Annotated in this window: 14 protein-coding genes and 1 pseudogene; 7 read left to right on the top strand and 8 right to left on the bottom strand. The window is 37.0% G+C overall.

Annotated features, from left to right (window positions below; genetic code table 11):
- Window positions 1–62: 62 nt before the first annotated feature.
- Together purM and purN are read left to right on the top strand one after the other, a co-directional pair.
- Complete coding sequence (gene purM, locus CDG59_RS08465) at window positions 63–1,133, top strand: phosphoribosylformylglycinamidine cyclo-ligase (RefSeq protein WP_050041677.1); 1,071 nt, start codon at window positions 63–65, stop codon at window positions 1,131–1,133.
- Window positions 1,130–1,759 (top strand): phosphoribosylglycinamide formyltransferase, encoded by a 630-nt coding sequence (purN, locus tag CDG59_RS08460; RefSeq protein WP_171063585.1) that lies wholly within the window; start codon window positions 1,130–1,132, stop codon window positions 1,757–1,759. The genes purM and purN overlap by 4 nt, the downstream gene beginning before the upstream one ends.
- A gap of 498 nt (window positions 1,760–2,257) precedes the next feature.
- On the opposite strand, the gene CDG59_RS08455 is transcribed toward purN, so the two are convergent.
- A complete protein-coding gene (locus CDG59_RS08455) occupies window positions 2,258–3,052 on the bottom strand; it encodes an alpha/beta fold hydrolase (RefSeq protein ID WP_087544806.1) in 795 nt (264 codons plus the stop codon).
- Between the two features lie 136 nt (window positions 3,053–3,188).
- Window positions 3,189–4,211 carry a signal peptide peptidase SppA gene (sppA, locus tag CDG59_RS08450; protein WP_087544804.1) on the bottom strand — a complete coding sequence of 341 codons (1,023 nt, stop codon included), beginning with the start codon at window positions 4,209–4,211 and terminating at the stop codon, window positions 3,189–3,191.
- A 138-nt stretch (window positions 4,212–4,349) separates the two neighbouring features.
- Between sppA and CDG59_RS08445 the strand changes: the two genes are divergently transcribed.
- The gene (locus CDG59_RS08445) at window positions 4,350–5,300 is read left to right on the top strand and encodes a lysophospholipid acyltransferase family protein (protein WP_087544803.1); all 951 of its coding nucleotides are present in this window, start codon (window positions 4,350–4,352) and stop codon (window positions 5,298–5,300) included.
- 41 nt (window positions 5,301–5,341) lie between these two features.
- Here the strand turns inward: CDG59_RS08445 and CDG59_RS08440 are convergent, their stop codons facing one another.
- The 3 genes from CDG59_RS08440 to CDG59_RS08430 form a co-directional block, all read right to left on the bottom strand.
- On the bottom strand, window positions 5,342–7,768 hold the full coding sequence (locus CDG59_RS08440) for a DNA internalization-related competence protein ComEC/Rec2 (protein ID WP_087544801.1): 2,427 nt from the start codon (window positions 7,766–7,768) through the stop codon (window positions 5,342–5,344).
- Window positions 7,769–7,855: 87 nt separating this feature from the next.
- Window positions 7,856–8,542, bottom strand: a complete 687-nt coding sequence (gene lolD, locus CDG59_RS08435; RefSeq protein WP_050041672.1) for a lipoprotein-releasing ABC transporter ATP-binding protein LolD — start codon at window positions 8,540–8,542, stop codon at window positions 7,856–7,858.
- Window positions 8,535–9,770, bottom strand: a complete 1,236-nt coding sequence (locus CDG59_RS08430; RefSeq protein ID WP_087544800.1) for a lipoprotein-releasing ABC transporter permease subunit — start codon at window positions 9,768–9,770, stop codon at window positions 8,535–8,537. Before CDG59_RS08430 ends, lolD begins: the two co-directional genes overlap by 8 nt.
- 25 nt (window positions 9,771–9,795) lie before the next feature.
- Here CDG59_RS08430 and CDG59_RS08425 point away from each other — a divergent pair, with 25 nt between their 5' ends.
- Window positions 9,796–10,383, top strand: coding sequence for a PilZ domain-containing protein (locus CDG59_RS08425; RefSeq protein ID WP_005161296.1), 588 nt, complete (start codon window positions 9,796–9,798; stop codon window positions 10,381–10,383).
- 17 nt (window positions 10,384–10,400) lie between these two features.
- Here CDG59_RS08425 and CDG59_RS08420 read toward each other — a convergent pair whose 3' ends face one another.
- Entirely contained in the window at window positions 10,401–11,294 is an 894-nt protein-coding gene (locus tag CDG59_RS08420; protein WP_087544798.1) for a DMT family transporter, read from the bottom strand.
- Window positions 11,295–11,301: 7 nt separating this feature from the next.
- Entirely contained in the window at window positions 11,302–11,772 is a 471-nt protein-coding gene (locus tag CDG59_RS08415) for a YaiI/YqxD family protein (RefSeq protein WP_004661117.1), read from the bottom strand.
- A 221-nt stretch (window positions 11,773–11,993) separates the two neighbouring features.
- Here CDG59_RS08415 and CDG59_RS08410 point away from each other — a divergent pair, with 221 nt between their 5' ends.
- Together CDG59_RS08410 and CDG59_RS15305 are read left to right on the top strand one after the other, a co-directional pair.
- On the top strand, window positions 11,994–12,932 hold the full coding sequence (locus CDG59_RS08410; RefSeq protein WP_087544796.1) for a hypothetical protein: 939 nt from the start codon (window positions 11,994–11,996) through the stop codon (window positions 12,930–12,932).
- 36 nt (window positions 12,933–12,968) lie between these two features.
- Window positions 12,969–13,112 carry a hypothetical protein gene (locus tag CDG59_RS15305; RefSeq protein ID WP_171287519.1) on the top strand — a complete coding sequence of 48 codons (144 nt, stop codon included), beginning with the start codon at window positions 12,969–12,971 and terminating at the stop codon, window positions 13,110–13,112.
- A 73-nt stretch (window positions 13,113–13,185) separates the two neighbouring features.
- Here the strand turns inward: CDG59_RS15305 and serC are convergent, their stop codons facing one another.
- Window positions 13,186–14,265 (bottom strand): 3-phosphoserine/phosphohydroxythreonine transaminase, encoded by a 1,080-nt coding sequence (gene serC, locus CDG59_RS08405; protein ID WP_005161323.1) that lies wholly within the window; start codon window positions 14,263–14,265, stop codon window positions 13,186–13,188.
- Between the two features lie 349 nt (window positions 14,266–14,614).
- On the opposite strand from serC, the pseudogene CDG59_RS08400 reads away from it, so the two are divergent.
- A pseudogene (locus tag CDG59_RS08400) lies at window positions 14,615–15,055 on the top strand (TolC family protein); the annotation flags it as partial.
- Between the last annotated feature and the right edge of the window lie 75 nt (window positions 15,056–15,130).

The following is a 15,130-nucleotide window of genomic DNA, read 5'->3' as shown; positions in this document are numbered from 1 at the left end:
TAAATAACATAAGAGTTTCGTATATTCAGGTTATAATCTGCCGCCAATGCGGAGACTTCACTATGAGCAACTCAACTTCTACCCCAAATACTGGTTTAAGCTATAAAGATGCGGGCGTCGACATTGAAGCGGGCGACGCACTGGTCGATCGTATCAAATCTGTCGCTAAGCGTACCACTCGTCCTGAAGTCATGGGCGGTTTAGGTGGTTTTGGCGCACTATGCAAAATTCCAAAAGGCTATGAAGAACCTGTATTGGTTTCTGGCACAGACGGCGTAGGCACAAAATTACGTTTAGCGTTAAATCTAAATCGTCACGACACGATTGGTCAAGATCTTGTTGCAATGTGTGTAAACGATTTACTTGTTTGTGGTGCTGAACCATTATTTTTCCTAGACTACTATGCAACAGGTCATTTGAATGTTGATGTTGCAGCAAATGTAGTAACGGGTATTGGTAAAGGTTGTGAACTTGCTGGCTGTGCACTTGTTGGTGGTGAAACTGCTGAAATGCCAGGTATGTATGAAGGCGAAGATTACGATCTTGCTGGTTTCGCTGTTGGTGTAGTTGAGCATAGTAAAATTATTGATGGCACTAAAGTAAAATCTGGTGATGTACTGATCGGTGTTGCATCAAGTGGTGCGCACTCTAATGGTTACTCATTACTACGCAAAATTTTAGATGTTAAGAACGTTGATTTAACTCAAATCGTTGATGGTCGCCCACTTGCAGATGTTGCAATGGAACCGACTCGCATTTATGTAAAACCTGTTTTAGAACTTTGCAAACAAGTTGACGTGCATGCCATGGCACACATTACTGGCGGTGGTTTACCGGGTAACTTACCGCGTGTTCTTCCGAATGGCGCTCAAGCTGTAATTGACGAGTCAAGCTGGGAATGGTCTGAATTATTCCAGTTGTTACAACGTGAAGGTAATGTAGAACGCTTTGAAATGTATCGTACATTTAACTGTGGCGTTGGCATGGTAATCGCTGTTGATGCAAGCGAAGCTGATAAAGCAATTGATGTATTAAATGCTCAAGGCGAAAAAGCATGGAAAATTGGTTATATCCAAGAAAATGCTGAATCAGTTGAAGGTGCAGACGAAAAAATTCGCGTGATCTTTGCATAATGAGAATTGCTGTCCTTGTCTCAGGCAACGGTAGCAACTTACAAGCCCTGATAGATGCAAATCTATCGGGGCAAATCATTGGTGTACTCTCAAATAAAGCTGATGCCTATGCATTGCAGCGTGCTGAGAAAGCCAATATTGCAACCGCTGTTATTTCACATAAAGATTATCCAAATCGAGAAAGCTTTGACGATGCTATGCATCAGCAATTGCTTGCTTGGGAAATTGACTTAGTTATCCTTGCAGGTTTTATGCGTATTTTAACGCCAAACTTTGTCAGTCAATGGCAAGGTAAAATGTTAAATATCCACCCTTCTCTGCTGCCTTTTTATAAAGGAATTAATACCCATCAACGTGTATTAAATACTGGAGATCGCTTGCATGGTTGTACCGTTCATTTTGTCACTGCTGAACTAGATGCAGGACAAAGTATAGCGCAATCCGCCATTCAAGTGAGTTTGCATGATAATGTAGAAAGCCTAGCACAACGTGTGCATGAGCTTGAACACTTCATCTACCCTCAGGTTGCAGAATGGTTATGTAATGGTCAACTCACTTGGACAAATGGTCAAGCATATTTCAATAAAAAACCTTTAGAACGACCAATTCAATTTGCTCAATTCTAAAAATAAAACACATCTTCGGATGTGTTTTTTATAATTCAATTTTTAAATTTTCACTGTTTTTCTATATAAGGATAATGAAGATAAATTGAAGCATAATATGTTTAGAGGAAGACCAATTTCCCAAAAGTAATACAAATCAATCGGAATAATAAAAAAAATAAACACACCACTTAAAATATTTTTCAAATTGTTGTTGCGAATGCAAAAATAAGGCTAAGATTGGAAGAACATCTACAATTAAGAATAAGTAAATGTAAGGGTGTTGAACCAAGCGCCCAACAGAGGTGTTCAAACTTAACCATAACAATTGTTGGTTATTTTGATAATAAAAATATTCTATCCCATAGAAAAATAGAATACCTAACGTATACAGCTACACCATAAGTTTTCCATCGTTCTTCTTTATAAATTATTTGAATAAAGCGCATTTCTTATTGTCCATTAATTCAACCAAGTTTTGATCACCTCATACTTGGTTGAATTTCGTATTTTTTTAGCTTATTTATCAATCAAACTTCTGATTTTTTCCACAGTTTCAGTCGGATGCTCTAATGGGAACATATGTCCACCATTAACAATTGAAAAAGGAATACCCAATTTCCGTTTAGCAACTTGAGGAAGTTTTTCTTTTAAGAACACACTATCACGACCAACAACCAAATGAACAGGTACTCTAGGTTTTGGCATAGGTAACCACCACATTGATGGTGTGGTTCTAAACATTGCAACCTCATCCACTTTCGGAATGGTTAAAGTCACTCCACCCTTCAATGGATCATTGCTCAAAGCATGCTGAATATAAGCTTGGAAGCAATCTGCATCAAAGTGTTGATAAAATCCTCTAGAGCCTAAAAGTTCTGCTGCTTGTTCACGAGACTCCCAATGATCACGGCGACGTACAGATAGACCTGCTGGGGTAATTTTATCGACCAATTTAGGTTGAAAAACTTTAGCAAGATGAAAAGCAAATGATGCTTTACCTATAATAAATGGTGGGTCAAGCATAATCACTTGAGAAAACAACTCAGGACGACGATAAGATGCCATTAGTGTTAATACAGAACCTAACGAGTGTCCCAAGCCAATTACTTTTCGACCTTGTGATTGTTGCACGATACTATCAATGATTTGATCAACTAAATGCCTCCACCCATGTGTAATTGGATAACGTTTATCAGTGCCAATCTCTGCAACATAGATAATGTCATATTGATCTTTTAACAGCTCAAATAGCTTCTGATAAACTTTAGATGGAACACCATTAGCATGTGCAAAATGAATCAAAGGTTTCATAAGTGTTTCTTTCAATTTATATATTGATTGGTCGATTATCTCGCGCTGCAAATGCTTTGCAATTTAAAAGGGAGAACTGCCCAGTTATGTTTAAAAATAAAAAAGGCTGTGAATGATCACAGCCTAGTCTTGATGATTATTGTATTTTTGCATTTTGTTGAGTTTGTAATTGTGCAGAAAGTGAACTACTAATTCCTTCACCAATCTTTGTACCCATACGTCCTAAAATCGACTCTAAAGGATTGCGTTGAACGGTATAATCTAATTTCTGATCTACTTTAAGATCGCGCATCAATGTTGTAATACTACCACTACGATCTGCAACACCTAATGCAATTGCCTGTTCACCCGTCCAGAATAGACCAGAAAATACCGCAGGATCATTTGACTTTAATCGTTTTCCACGACCTTCTTTGACTGCATTAATAAAGTGTGTATGAACATTATCTAAAACAGCTTGCACATGTGCTTGTTGCGCTGGATTAATTGGCTTAGTCATACTTAGAATGTCTTTATTATTACCAGAAGTTAAAGTACGGTCTTCAACACCAAGTTTTTGCGCTAAACCACTCAAACCATAGTTCGGCATAATCACACCGATTGAACCAACCAAACTTGATGGGTTTACAATGATCTCATCTGCAGCAGAAGCAATATAGTAAGCACCCGATGCACCCATATCACCAATCACGGCATAGACTTTTTTATCTGGATGTTGTTTTTTAAGGTAGCGAATCTCTTGCCAAATCTCATCAGATTGCACGGGTGAGCCACCAGGAGAATTAATATTCAATGCAATCGCTTTACTGCCAGTGGCTTCAAATGCACGATTTAATGCTTTATTGGTGTCTTCACTATTGACAGTAGATTGACCACTAGAAGAATCAATAGTTCCAACAATATCAATCACAGCTAAATGATCAGAGCTGACATTCGTATTTGATTTTTCTACAGAACTTGAGCAGCCTTTGCTCATTGCGATCAATACGATTAATAAATATGCAAAACCTAAGCATTTAAAAAAGATGCTCCAACGTCGACTACGGCGTTGTTCTTCGACAGAAGCCAAAACAGCTTTTTCTAAAATCTGCCATTCTTTGCCTGTCACATTATTGCTATTTGTAGGTTCATTTTGTGGTTTTGGTGGCCAATCGGACATAAGATTCCAATCCAATGTATTGTAAAGTGAATTTATTATATACGCTGATTTATAGAAAACTGTTTAAATAACTTGTTTTAACTTATAATTATTTTATACGTTATACTCTCCTCTTGTAATTTTTTTAATGTTTGATATATGGCACACCCCAAATCAACAAATAGTAATTACCGTCTCATCCAATTTCTGAGTCATCAACCACTTCAATTAGGTCGTTTTATCGCAGGTTTTGTTGCACGATTGCTCAATAGTTTCCAGCTATCTAAACTCTCAAAAATTATACAATTGAATTTACAGATCGCATTTCCTGAAGCATCTCAACAAGAAATAAATCAATTAAAAAAACAAGCAATTAAAAATGAACTAACCTCTTATTTTGAATTTGTGAGCATTTGGGGAGCTTCAAATGAGAAAAATATTCAGCGCATTCACAAAATTCATAATGAGCATTATTTTCACGAAGCCCTCGCAGAGAAAAAAGGACTTGTCCTGATTATGCCTCATTTGGGTACTTGGGAAGTGATGAATGCATGGCTATCCAAACATACTCAAATGACCATCCTTTATAAGCCAGTGAAAAATCCTGATGCTGATCGTTTTGTTCGTGATGCACGTAGCCGTAATCAAGCGAATTTAGTACCCACTGATGAAAGTGGAGTTCGTCAAATTTTTAAAGCATTAAAACAAGGTGGTACAACTGTTATTTTACCTGATCACACCCCTAATCACGGTGGTGAAATGATTAAGTATTTTGGTATTCCCTTGGCATCGAGTAGTTTAAGCGCAAAGTTAATTCAAAAAACAAAAGCACGAACTTTATTCCTTTATGCTTTGAGGAATGACCAAGGTGGATTCGACATGCATATCGAACGTATCAATCCTCAAATTTATGAAGGCAATGCCGAAGATGGTACGCTTATTATTCATCAGACTTTGGAAAATTTAATCCAACGTCTTCCAATGCATTATCACTGGAGTTATAAACGATTCAGTGCGAACCCTAGCTTACGCAAAATTTATGATATTGACGTCAACGAAGCTTTAGCAAAAGTTGCTGAAGTTCGTCGGCAAGAAAATACTCAACTTTAATCCTATAAATATTGTGATATGAAAATATTACAATATTTAAGTTATTTTCTTTCCAACCATTTAATTTGCTGTCTTTGCTGTCTGAGCTCAACCTGACCATTTTCAAAAACAAAACGAATTGTTCCTGCTTCAACCGTAGTTAATAATGGAATCTGTAGCGCCTGTAGACGATTTTTCAACTCTTGACTGGGATGACCATAACGATTATCAAACCCTGCCGAAGCAATCGCAAGTTTCGGTTTTAAAGTCGCTAAAAAATCATAAGCAGAACTATGTTTACTCCCGTGATGTCCCAAGATCAAAACATCTACTTTTAAATCGGGATATTGTTGCATTAATTTATATTCAGCCTCCCAACCTGCATCTCCCATGATTAAAAAGTTTTGATAAGGTTGGGCATTTAGAAACTGCAAATACACCACACAGGAATACTCATTTTGCTGATCCTTTGCATGAATAAGCTCATCTGATTTAGGGGATAGAATTTCAACTTTTAGATTTTTATATGACCAATGCTGACCTTGCTGACAAAATGAGAAATTGTTTTTGAACTGCATTTTTTGGTCATATTCATTTGACTGAACTTGGGATATTTCAAAGTTTTTTTGAATAATAGCAAAAGCACCACTATGGTCTTGATCAAGATGAGATAAGATTACATGGTCGATGTGGCGTACACCTTGTTGGCGTATAAATGGAATAACAACCCGCTCTCCTAAACTAAATTTATTTTCATTGTAAGAGCCCCCTGTATCAATCATAAAGATTTGTTCGGGATGTTGTAAAAATACAGCTTGCCCTTGTCCAACATCTAAAATATTTAAAACCGTAGGTTGAGTCTTTACACCTATACATATAGGTAAAAAACAAATCAATGCCCAAGCTTTAGGAATCGTTCCCCTCGGCATAAATAAAATAAGCATACCAAGGATTAAAGATACCATCATTAAGGGTGTATAACTTACCCCATATAAATGCGGTGCAATATTTTGCAAGATGTCTAAAATTGACATCAATATAAATAATACAAAATCATTAATTTGAAATAAAAACTGCCCTAATGCAGGAATGATGAGCCAAATACATGCAGCCAGAATATCTAATGGCACAACGACACCGCCAATTAAAGGAATTGCAATTAAGTTACTTACAGGTGCAATCCAAGAAACTTGCTGAAAGAAAATCAAGACTAATGGTAACAAGGCGATAAAGATCTTAGATTGCGATTCAACCAAAGCTTTAGCAGCTAAAAATATTTTTTGAGTCCATGTAATCGGCTGATCTTGCGGTAATTGTGCAATGGTCTGATAAACTCTAAGTAGAATAAAACAGGCCCCATATGACAGCCAAAAACCAGCGGATAGAATACTAAAAGGATCAAAAAGTAATAATATACTGGCACTATAAATCAATAAGCTAAATGGGCGAATCGATTGACGAAAGAAGAGAAAAATACTTGCAAGCAAAGCAGTCAATAAAGTTCTGATCGCTGGAATCTCAAAACCAACAAATGCCACATACACCAGAACACTGAGTAAAAATGGCAATAATAATAAAATTTGTCTAGGCTGCCATAAGTATAGATGTGGGCAGTAATGCTGTATGAGACGTTGTATCAACCAAGACAACATGAATGCAAAGATCAACACATGTGGACCAGAAATCGCTAACAAATGCGAAATTCCAAGCTGTTGAAATTGTTGTTTCAATGTGTTGGATAACAGGCTTTCATCACCTGTTAGCAAGGCTAAAAGTAAACCCTTGTGCTGAAGATTAGAAGTTTGTAACATCTGCCGAAATGCTAGGCGCTTTATCTCAACACTTAACAAAAATTTAGCAGAAATGCTTTGCTGTTGCTTTAAATGCCCTTGATAACCCAAACGGTAAATTTCATCAAAGCTTAAAGATTGAATAGACTGCACTGAAAATGCAGACATTATATTTTGCTGCAAAAACCATTTTTCCTGATCAAATGCACCCACAACAGCATAACTATGCGCTGGTTTAATTTGACCTTGAACTCGATAATAATGACCCAACTCTAAGCTTTGCTTCTGATTTAACTGATATTTGTCTTGTTTTAAATAAAGTAACCAGTTGACAGATTGCTTATGTCGATTAAGCACTTCAGCAATTTGTTTATGACCATCATCACTCAATTCATCTATATTTTTAATATACACAATGGCTTCAAATGTCTGTGATTCAAACTCTTTTAATTGCAGTCGTTGTTCTAATGCGGAATCTGCAAAATAATATCCTGTTGTAAACAATCCCCAGCTTGCACTGATTAAAATAAGCGCTTTATAAAAAGGCCGATAAAAATAAGATTCTTTCTTGTATATGCCAAAGCTAAAGATCAGGATTGCAATAGCCAACCAAATCCACCATGTCAGCTCGATAAAATCAAGATGAAATCCCATGATTGCAATACCAGCAATCCAGCCCAATAAAATAATTTTTAGCATGTAATTTTTTAATTAAGTTTTTGATTTTTCTGAACGCAAAATTAAAGCCCGTTTTCAGGGCTTTAACAAGAGATTAAACAAAATAAATTATTTTGGATCAATCCATAAACCATCTTGCATATGCAAAATCGAATCTGCTGATTGAGCCAATTGCTCATCATGAGTCACGATTAACATCGCCATATTCAGCTCTTTTTTGAGATCAGTCAGCAATTCAAAAATACTCAATGCTGTTTTACGATCTAAATTACCAGTTGGTTCATCTGCTAAGACAACTGCAGGTTTCGTCACTAAGGCGCGCGCTAAAGCCACACGTTGACGCTCACCGCCCGATAATTCACCTGGTTTATGATCTAAACGATGCGATAAACCGACACGATCAAGTAGGTATTCTGCTTGTCTTTTAACATCCTTATAATTACTTTCACGACGTAACATCAAAGGCATGGCTACATTTTCTAAAGCAGAAAACTCAGGCAACAAATGGTGAAATTGATAAACGAAACCTAGATATTGATTACGTTTATAACCACGCTCTGCTTCGCCTAAATTATCAAAACGCTGACCTTGCAAAAAGACTTGTCCTTGCGATGGTTGCTCTAGGCCACCAAGCGCATGTAATAACGTACTTTTACCTGAACCACTAGAACCGACAATCGAAACAAACTCGCCTGCTTTTACTTGAAGTGATAAACCTTTAATCACTTCAACTTTGCTTTTACCATCATCAAAATGTTTATAAATATCTTTGGCTTCTAAGACGATCTTACTCATAACGTAATGCCTCAGCAGGTTGAACTTTGGCTGCACGTAATGCAGGATAAATTGTCGCCAAAAAGCTCATCAATAATGAAACAATGACAATTACCGTAACATCTTGCCACCTGAGATATGAAGGCAGATAGTGAACAAAATAGGCATCAAACAAGTTCAAACCTAGAGCAGTATTGAACCAAGAAATAATATCGCTAATGGTCAATGCTAAAGTTACACCTAACACTGTTCCTGCAATCGTTCCAATGATACCAATCACTGTGCCTTGTACCATAAAAATTTTAGTGATCATGGACGGTGAAGCACCGAGAGTCCGCAGAATCGCAATATCAGATTTTTTATCTGTTACGACCATTACTAAAGATGAAACGATATTAAATGCAGCAACCACAATAATCAGAACAAGAAGTAAACCCACTAAGGTTTTTTCCATCTGAATTGCATTGAAAAGATTGCCGTGCGTATACGTCCAATTCGATGCGTAGAAATTACTTGGTAATTGTTTCACGATATCATCTGCAACAGATGGTGCGGCAAAAATATCATCTAACTTTAATCGCACGCCTTGCGCACCATCAGGCAAACGCAATAATGTTGATGCATCATTTAAGGCGATATAACCCACCATCGAATCAACTTCTGCACCTACACTAAAAATTCCAACCACTTTAAAACGTTTAAAACGTGGTACCACACCTGCTGGTGATGGTGTTGCTTCAGGCAGAACTAAGGTGACATTGTCATTTAAACCAAGACCAAGCGCATCGGTCATGTCCTTGCCTAGAACAATACCGAACTCGCCTTTCTTCAAAGCATTTAAATCACCTGAGACCATATGGTTTTGGATAATTGAAACTTTCTTTTCATATTTAGGCTCAATTCCGGTCACCATAATCCCTGCAACTTGCCCTTGAGCGGTTAACATCCCTTGCAATTGAGTAAATGGTGCAACACCTGTCACATGCGGATGGTGTTCAACTCTTTTTACAAGCTCAGGCCAATCTGTTAGTATCTGAGTAGAAGAAACTGTGGCTTGCGGAACCATTCCAAGAACACGATTTTTTAATTCACGGTCAAAACCGTTCATAACAGACAGTACTGTAATAAGGACAGCAACGCCAAGGGTTAAACCAATCATGGAAACCAAGGCAATAAAAGAAATAAAATGATTACTTCGCCGAGCACGAGTGTATCTCAACCCTATATACAGCGAAATTGGCTTAAACATACCATTTAGTCCGAGGTGATTTATTATGGAAAATTCACAACATCAGCTTGTTGAGGACAACTCTGAACGTCGAGTGATGTCTCGTATTGATGCTGTGTTAAGAATCAACTATCAAGTCATTCCGGACGACGTTGCGCTGAATGATCCTTATGATTCTCACTTTGTATTGCCACGCTATTTTCTACTACTTGCTGAATTAGATCAATTTGATCATGCATTTCGCTACGAATTAGAACAATTAAATGAAAAAGATCAACAAATTGCTCGCATATTATCCCTTTTCAATCAAAAATTGAATCTGATTACTGGTTCTTTTTACGACAATATCGTGCAATCCCTACTGCCAGTCCCTGAACAAGTTAACTTTTCCGAGAACGGTTTGAGCTTCTTTAGCTCACAAGATATTAATGAAGGAACCTACATTCATATTACGTTGAGTCATCCTGAAAACTACTTTCATATCGCAGCAACTGCTCAAGTTGCTTACAGCTCAGCAGATGAACAAGGTAAATTCCGTATTGGTGCTTACTTCATTACCCTTAATCCACAAGATCGTGCCAAATTAGCGGAAAGTATTCAAGAATCACAACAAACTGAAATCAACCCAAATTAAATATGAAAATGTCGTTTTCATATTTTCAAACGGCGATAGGTATTAAAATCTTTATAAAAATAAAGACACAAACCTAATAGAATGATGCTCGCCCCAACAAAAACCTGTACAGACAACTGTTCATGATTGAGGTAAGCACCTATGAGTATTGCCAACATTGGGGTCATTACGGTCGTCAGTGATAAGGTGGTCGCTTTCAAATTTTGTACCAACTTAAAATAACAAAACATCGCAATTAACGAAGCCATTACAACGGTATAAGTCAATGCTAACAATGATTTCGTCGAAGGAATGTGCGTTGGTGCATACTGCCAAATCCACGGCAAAAGCAAAGCTGCCAACACGGTTGAGACGAGGATTGAACCTGTCGCCTGCGCCATAGGCTGCACATCTGCATTGATTTTTTTCACCAGAAAAATAGAAAGCGAATATGCAAAAACACTCATCAGCATTAAAACAATACCTATCGGCTGCACATGTTTTTGACTACCACTCAGACAAATCATCGCTAATCCAATAATTGAGGTTCCCATCCCCAACCACTGCAAACCAGCTAACTTTTGTTGAAAACCAAAACTTCCAATCAGCCCAGCCATGATCGGAGCTAAGCCAAACATCAATGCAATCAACCCAGAACTTAAATAAGGTGTTGCTGCATAAGTAAAAATTTGCGAACCGATCAAACTTAATGAACCAGCTACATAACTTGATAACGCAACTTTATGAATCGGGAATTTAACCTTTAATAGCAATAGCACGCTAACCGCCAAAGGTAAGGCAATAAAAAAGCGTAATACCAAAGCCCACATAGGGTGTAAATCAGTAACACTCCAAACTATTGCTAATGGCGTGGTTGCCCAAATGAATACTAATAATCCATATGTCAGTACTAAGTTGATTCGTGAAGGCATATTTAGCTCAAGAAGCGGTTTTGCGTTTTTGTTTGAAAATAGTTTGATCTAAAGAGCTTGAGAATTCACGTTTATCACGTTCAGAAATAGGTGGTGGACCGCCTGTTTGCACACCTGCACCACGCAAAGTATCCATAAAATCACGTAAATGTAGGCGTGCTTTAACATTTGCAACCGTATAAATTTCACCTCTAGGATGAATAGCAATGCCGCCTTTTTCAATGACTTGTGCAGCAAGTGGAATATCTTGTGTAATGACAATATCATTTTCATGCATACGCTCAATGATTTCTTTGTCTGCTTGATCTGCCCCACTCATCACCTGAATCGAATTAATCCGTAGAGATGGCGTAATCCCAACATTCTGATTAGCGACAAAGGTAACTTCTAATTGATAACGATCAGACGCACGTAAAATCACTTCACGTAAAATTTTAGGTAAAGCATCCGCATCTACCCATAATTTAAATGGCAGCACGTTGGCACAAGCTCATAAAAATAAAAATATAGTGTAGCAGATTACGGTAAAAGTAGAGTTAGCATCATTAGAATAATTGCTGCTATCCATTTCATTGATTAGATTTGAGATCAAAAACAGAAATTTGAATTAATTTTTAATGAATTACATATCCAGACTTGAAAAATGGATGTTACCCTCGATTTAATAGAATAAGTTCAATCTTTTTAGCATCACGCTTTATGAAAAATCAAAACAGTCCTGAAACTATTAAAATTCAAGATCAAAATTTCGGCAATCATGTTGAGCACTGGAACCTATTGACTGATACACCCGAAACAGATGTTCCCAAATGGTTAGGATTGGCACTTGATGCTCCAGTGATGCCTATGGGCTTATGTGAAGATGAACAAGATATGGATCAATCATTTTGGTTAATTCAAGGGCCAAAGGGTCAGTCCATTTCAATCAATCAAATTATTGCGGTTGAAAATCAAAAACCACGCGCTTTAAAAACAGCATTCCCAAGTTTTGAAAGCCCATATAAATATGATGCCCAAATTGAGCGTATTATTACTTGTGATTCTGCAACTCAAGCAGTATTGCGCCTGAGTTTAAATAAAAATACGGTTATTTATGCATTTGATAATTTATTTAGTGTTAATCACTGCCAATATGATCAAAATCAAACTTATCAAGTTCAATTTAATGCTTGGGCATATGAATTAGAAGCAGTTGCTGAAAATGAGAAAATCATTGTTGATGACCCTGCATCGATTAAACATCATCGTGCTTTAAATGCTATTTTGGCTGAACATAATGGTGTTGCACCAGAAAACTTACAAGAGCTGATTAACGACTGGCAACCACAAACACCTGAAGATCACGAACCTGTGACCGTTGATTTTTCTAAAATGGTGGCATATTTGTATGGTGAAACATTAGGTCAAGAAGATGAAGCTTGGTTCCAAGGCAATATCGTTGGCAAAACAACCATGCAATTTATGCAAGATGAATATACGCTGTATGATGTGACTTTAGTTTTAGAAGATGATTTACCTGCAATTTTAATTCGAATTGCAACAAAAAATGATTTGTATAAAAACTTTAACATTGGCGAATATATTCGCGGCAACCTATGGATTCAGGCGAATATTTATGCTAAAACTGCACTAAAGTGACAAAAAATCACATAAATAGCATTTCTAGGCGTTCTAATGAAAATTATACCAGAACAGACAACCACCAGTTTGATTCATTCGAGTGATCAAGGTCTTAAACTTGATATTGGTGCTTTTTGCTTTTTTTTACTTGGTATGTTTTTAGCAGCACTGTTTTTTCATCAAATCGGCTTATTTTAATTTTTAGATTTAAATTTTGTTAATAAAAAAGCCCTCATTCATGAGGGCTTTTATTTTATGGATGATAAATTGCTTAACCGTGACGTTTTGCAAACTCGTCCATGAAATTAACCAATGCTTGTACACCTTCTAATGGCACAGCATTGTAGATACTTGCACGCATACCGCCCACAGAGCGATGACCTGCTAAGTTAAGCAAATGGCTTTGCTCAGCTTCTTTTAAGAAAAGTTTCTCAAGTGCTTCATCTGCAAGTGTAAATGGTACATTCATGATTGAACGATTTGGAATTGCGATTGGATTATTATAAAAATCACTAGAATCAATATATCCATAAAGCAATTTTGCTTTTTCTTGGTTTACTTTATGCATTGCGTCTACACCGCCTTGTTCAAGTAACCATTCAAATACTAAACCAGACAAATACCAAGCATAAGTTGCAGGCGTATTTACCATTGAATCATTTTTTGCCTGATCTGAATATTTCAAAATGCTTGGAATTTCAGGTTTTGCTTGATCTAATAAATCATCACGCACAATAACGATCGTTAAACCTGCTGGGCCAATATTCTTTTGTGCCCCAGCATAAATTAAACCGAATTTACTTACATCTAATGGTGCAGACAAAATGCTTGAAGAAAAGTCACATACCAACGGCGCATTAACGTCTGGTACACCTGCAAATTGTAGACCACCAATCGTTTCATTATCCGCATAGTGCACATAAGCCGCATCGTTTGAAAGATTCCAAGTACTTTGCTCAGTAATGGCGTGTTTTCCATCAATGAGCGTACCCGCTTCAATGACATTGATGTCCCCATAACGTTTTGCTTCTTTCAACGCTTTTTCAGACCAAATACCAGTATGAATATAATCAGCTTTCGCATTCTTGCCGAGCAAGTTTAAAGGAATTGCTGAAAATTGAAGCGATGCCCCACCTTGTAAGAACAATACTTTATAGTTCTCAGGAATGTTCATGAGCTTACGCAAATCTGCTTCAGCTTTTTCCGCGACAGCAACATAGTCACTACTACGATGACTCATTTCCATGATCGACAAACCTTTACCTTGCCAATCCAACATTTCTTGTTGAGCTTTCTCTAAAACGGCAGTAGGTAATGCAGCAGGACCAGCGCAGAAATTATAAGCACGCATGAGTTTTCCCTTGTCAAAGTGAAACAAATTGAAATGGGGATTTAATCATAGATTAGCGAAGGTTGCAGCAGCTTATCGAGTAAATATTTCAATTTAATTGAAAATAATGGGGAATTTTCCAATCATGTTTTTGCACCCCATTTTATGGATTTACTCATTTTCAGCAGAATATTTCCATCATCAGAAAAACAGGATTTGGCCGTGCGGACACTAGACTAAAAACTCTATTTTTTACAAATTCAATACACCAATTGAAGTGATATAACTATTTAATTAAAAACATAATATTTCAATTTTATAAAAATAATTTAGACTAACGCAGGATATTATTAAATTGCGACATCAGATCATGTTGAAACGGCATCATCGACCGAATTTTAAGGTCAAACGGTTTCCAAGGCAGTTGAGTTTGAGTATGAGCTTGATCAGTTGTGCTCTGTTCTCCATGCCTGTATTTGCCCAAACCCTGAGCTATGGTGAAGCTGAACAATATGTCGTGCAAAATGCTTATAGTGCTCAAGCGCAACAAGCCTTACAGCAAGCATCGCAATTAGAAATGGAAGCTGTTAAAAATTTAGGCTTACCAAGAATTGATTTAAATGCTCGAGCCTATGCATTTCATAGTGAAACCAGCGTGCCTCTTGAATCAAGTAAACGTCGTTTAGAAAATTCATTAACAAATGGTTTCGATGAAAAATTATCTCAATGGCAAAATGTATTACCTCCAGAAGTCATCGATCAGGTCAGCCAAGGTTTTGATCAAGTTGTTAGCGATGGTTTAAATAAAGTAGGACTTACGCATTGACGGATTCAAAAAGTATTAAAATGCTTTATAAAGTATCTGTGATCAGACGAATTAAACATG

Source organism: Acinetobacter sp. WCHA29, from assembly GCF_002165335.1.
Taxonomy (GTDB): Bacteria; Pseudomonadota; Gammaproteobacteria; order Pseudomonadales; family Moraxellaceae; genus Acinetobacter.
The sequence above is the reverse complement of the archived record's forward strand: the minus strand, read 5'-3'. Positions and strand labels throughout refer to the sequence as shown.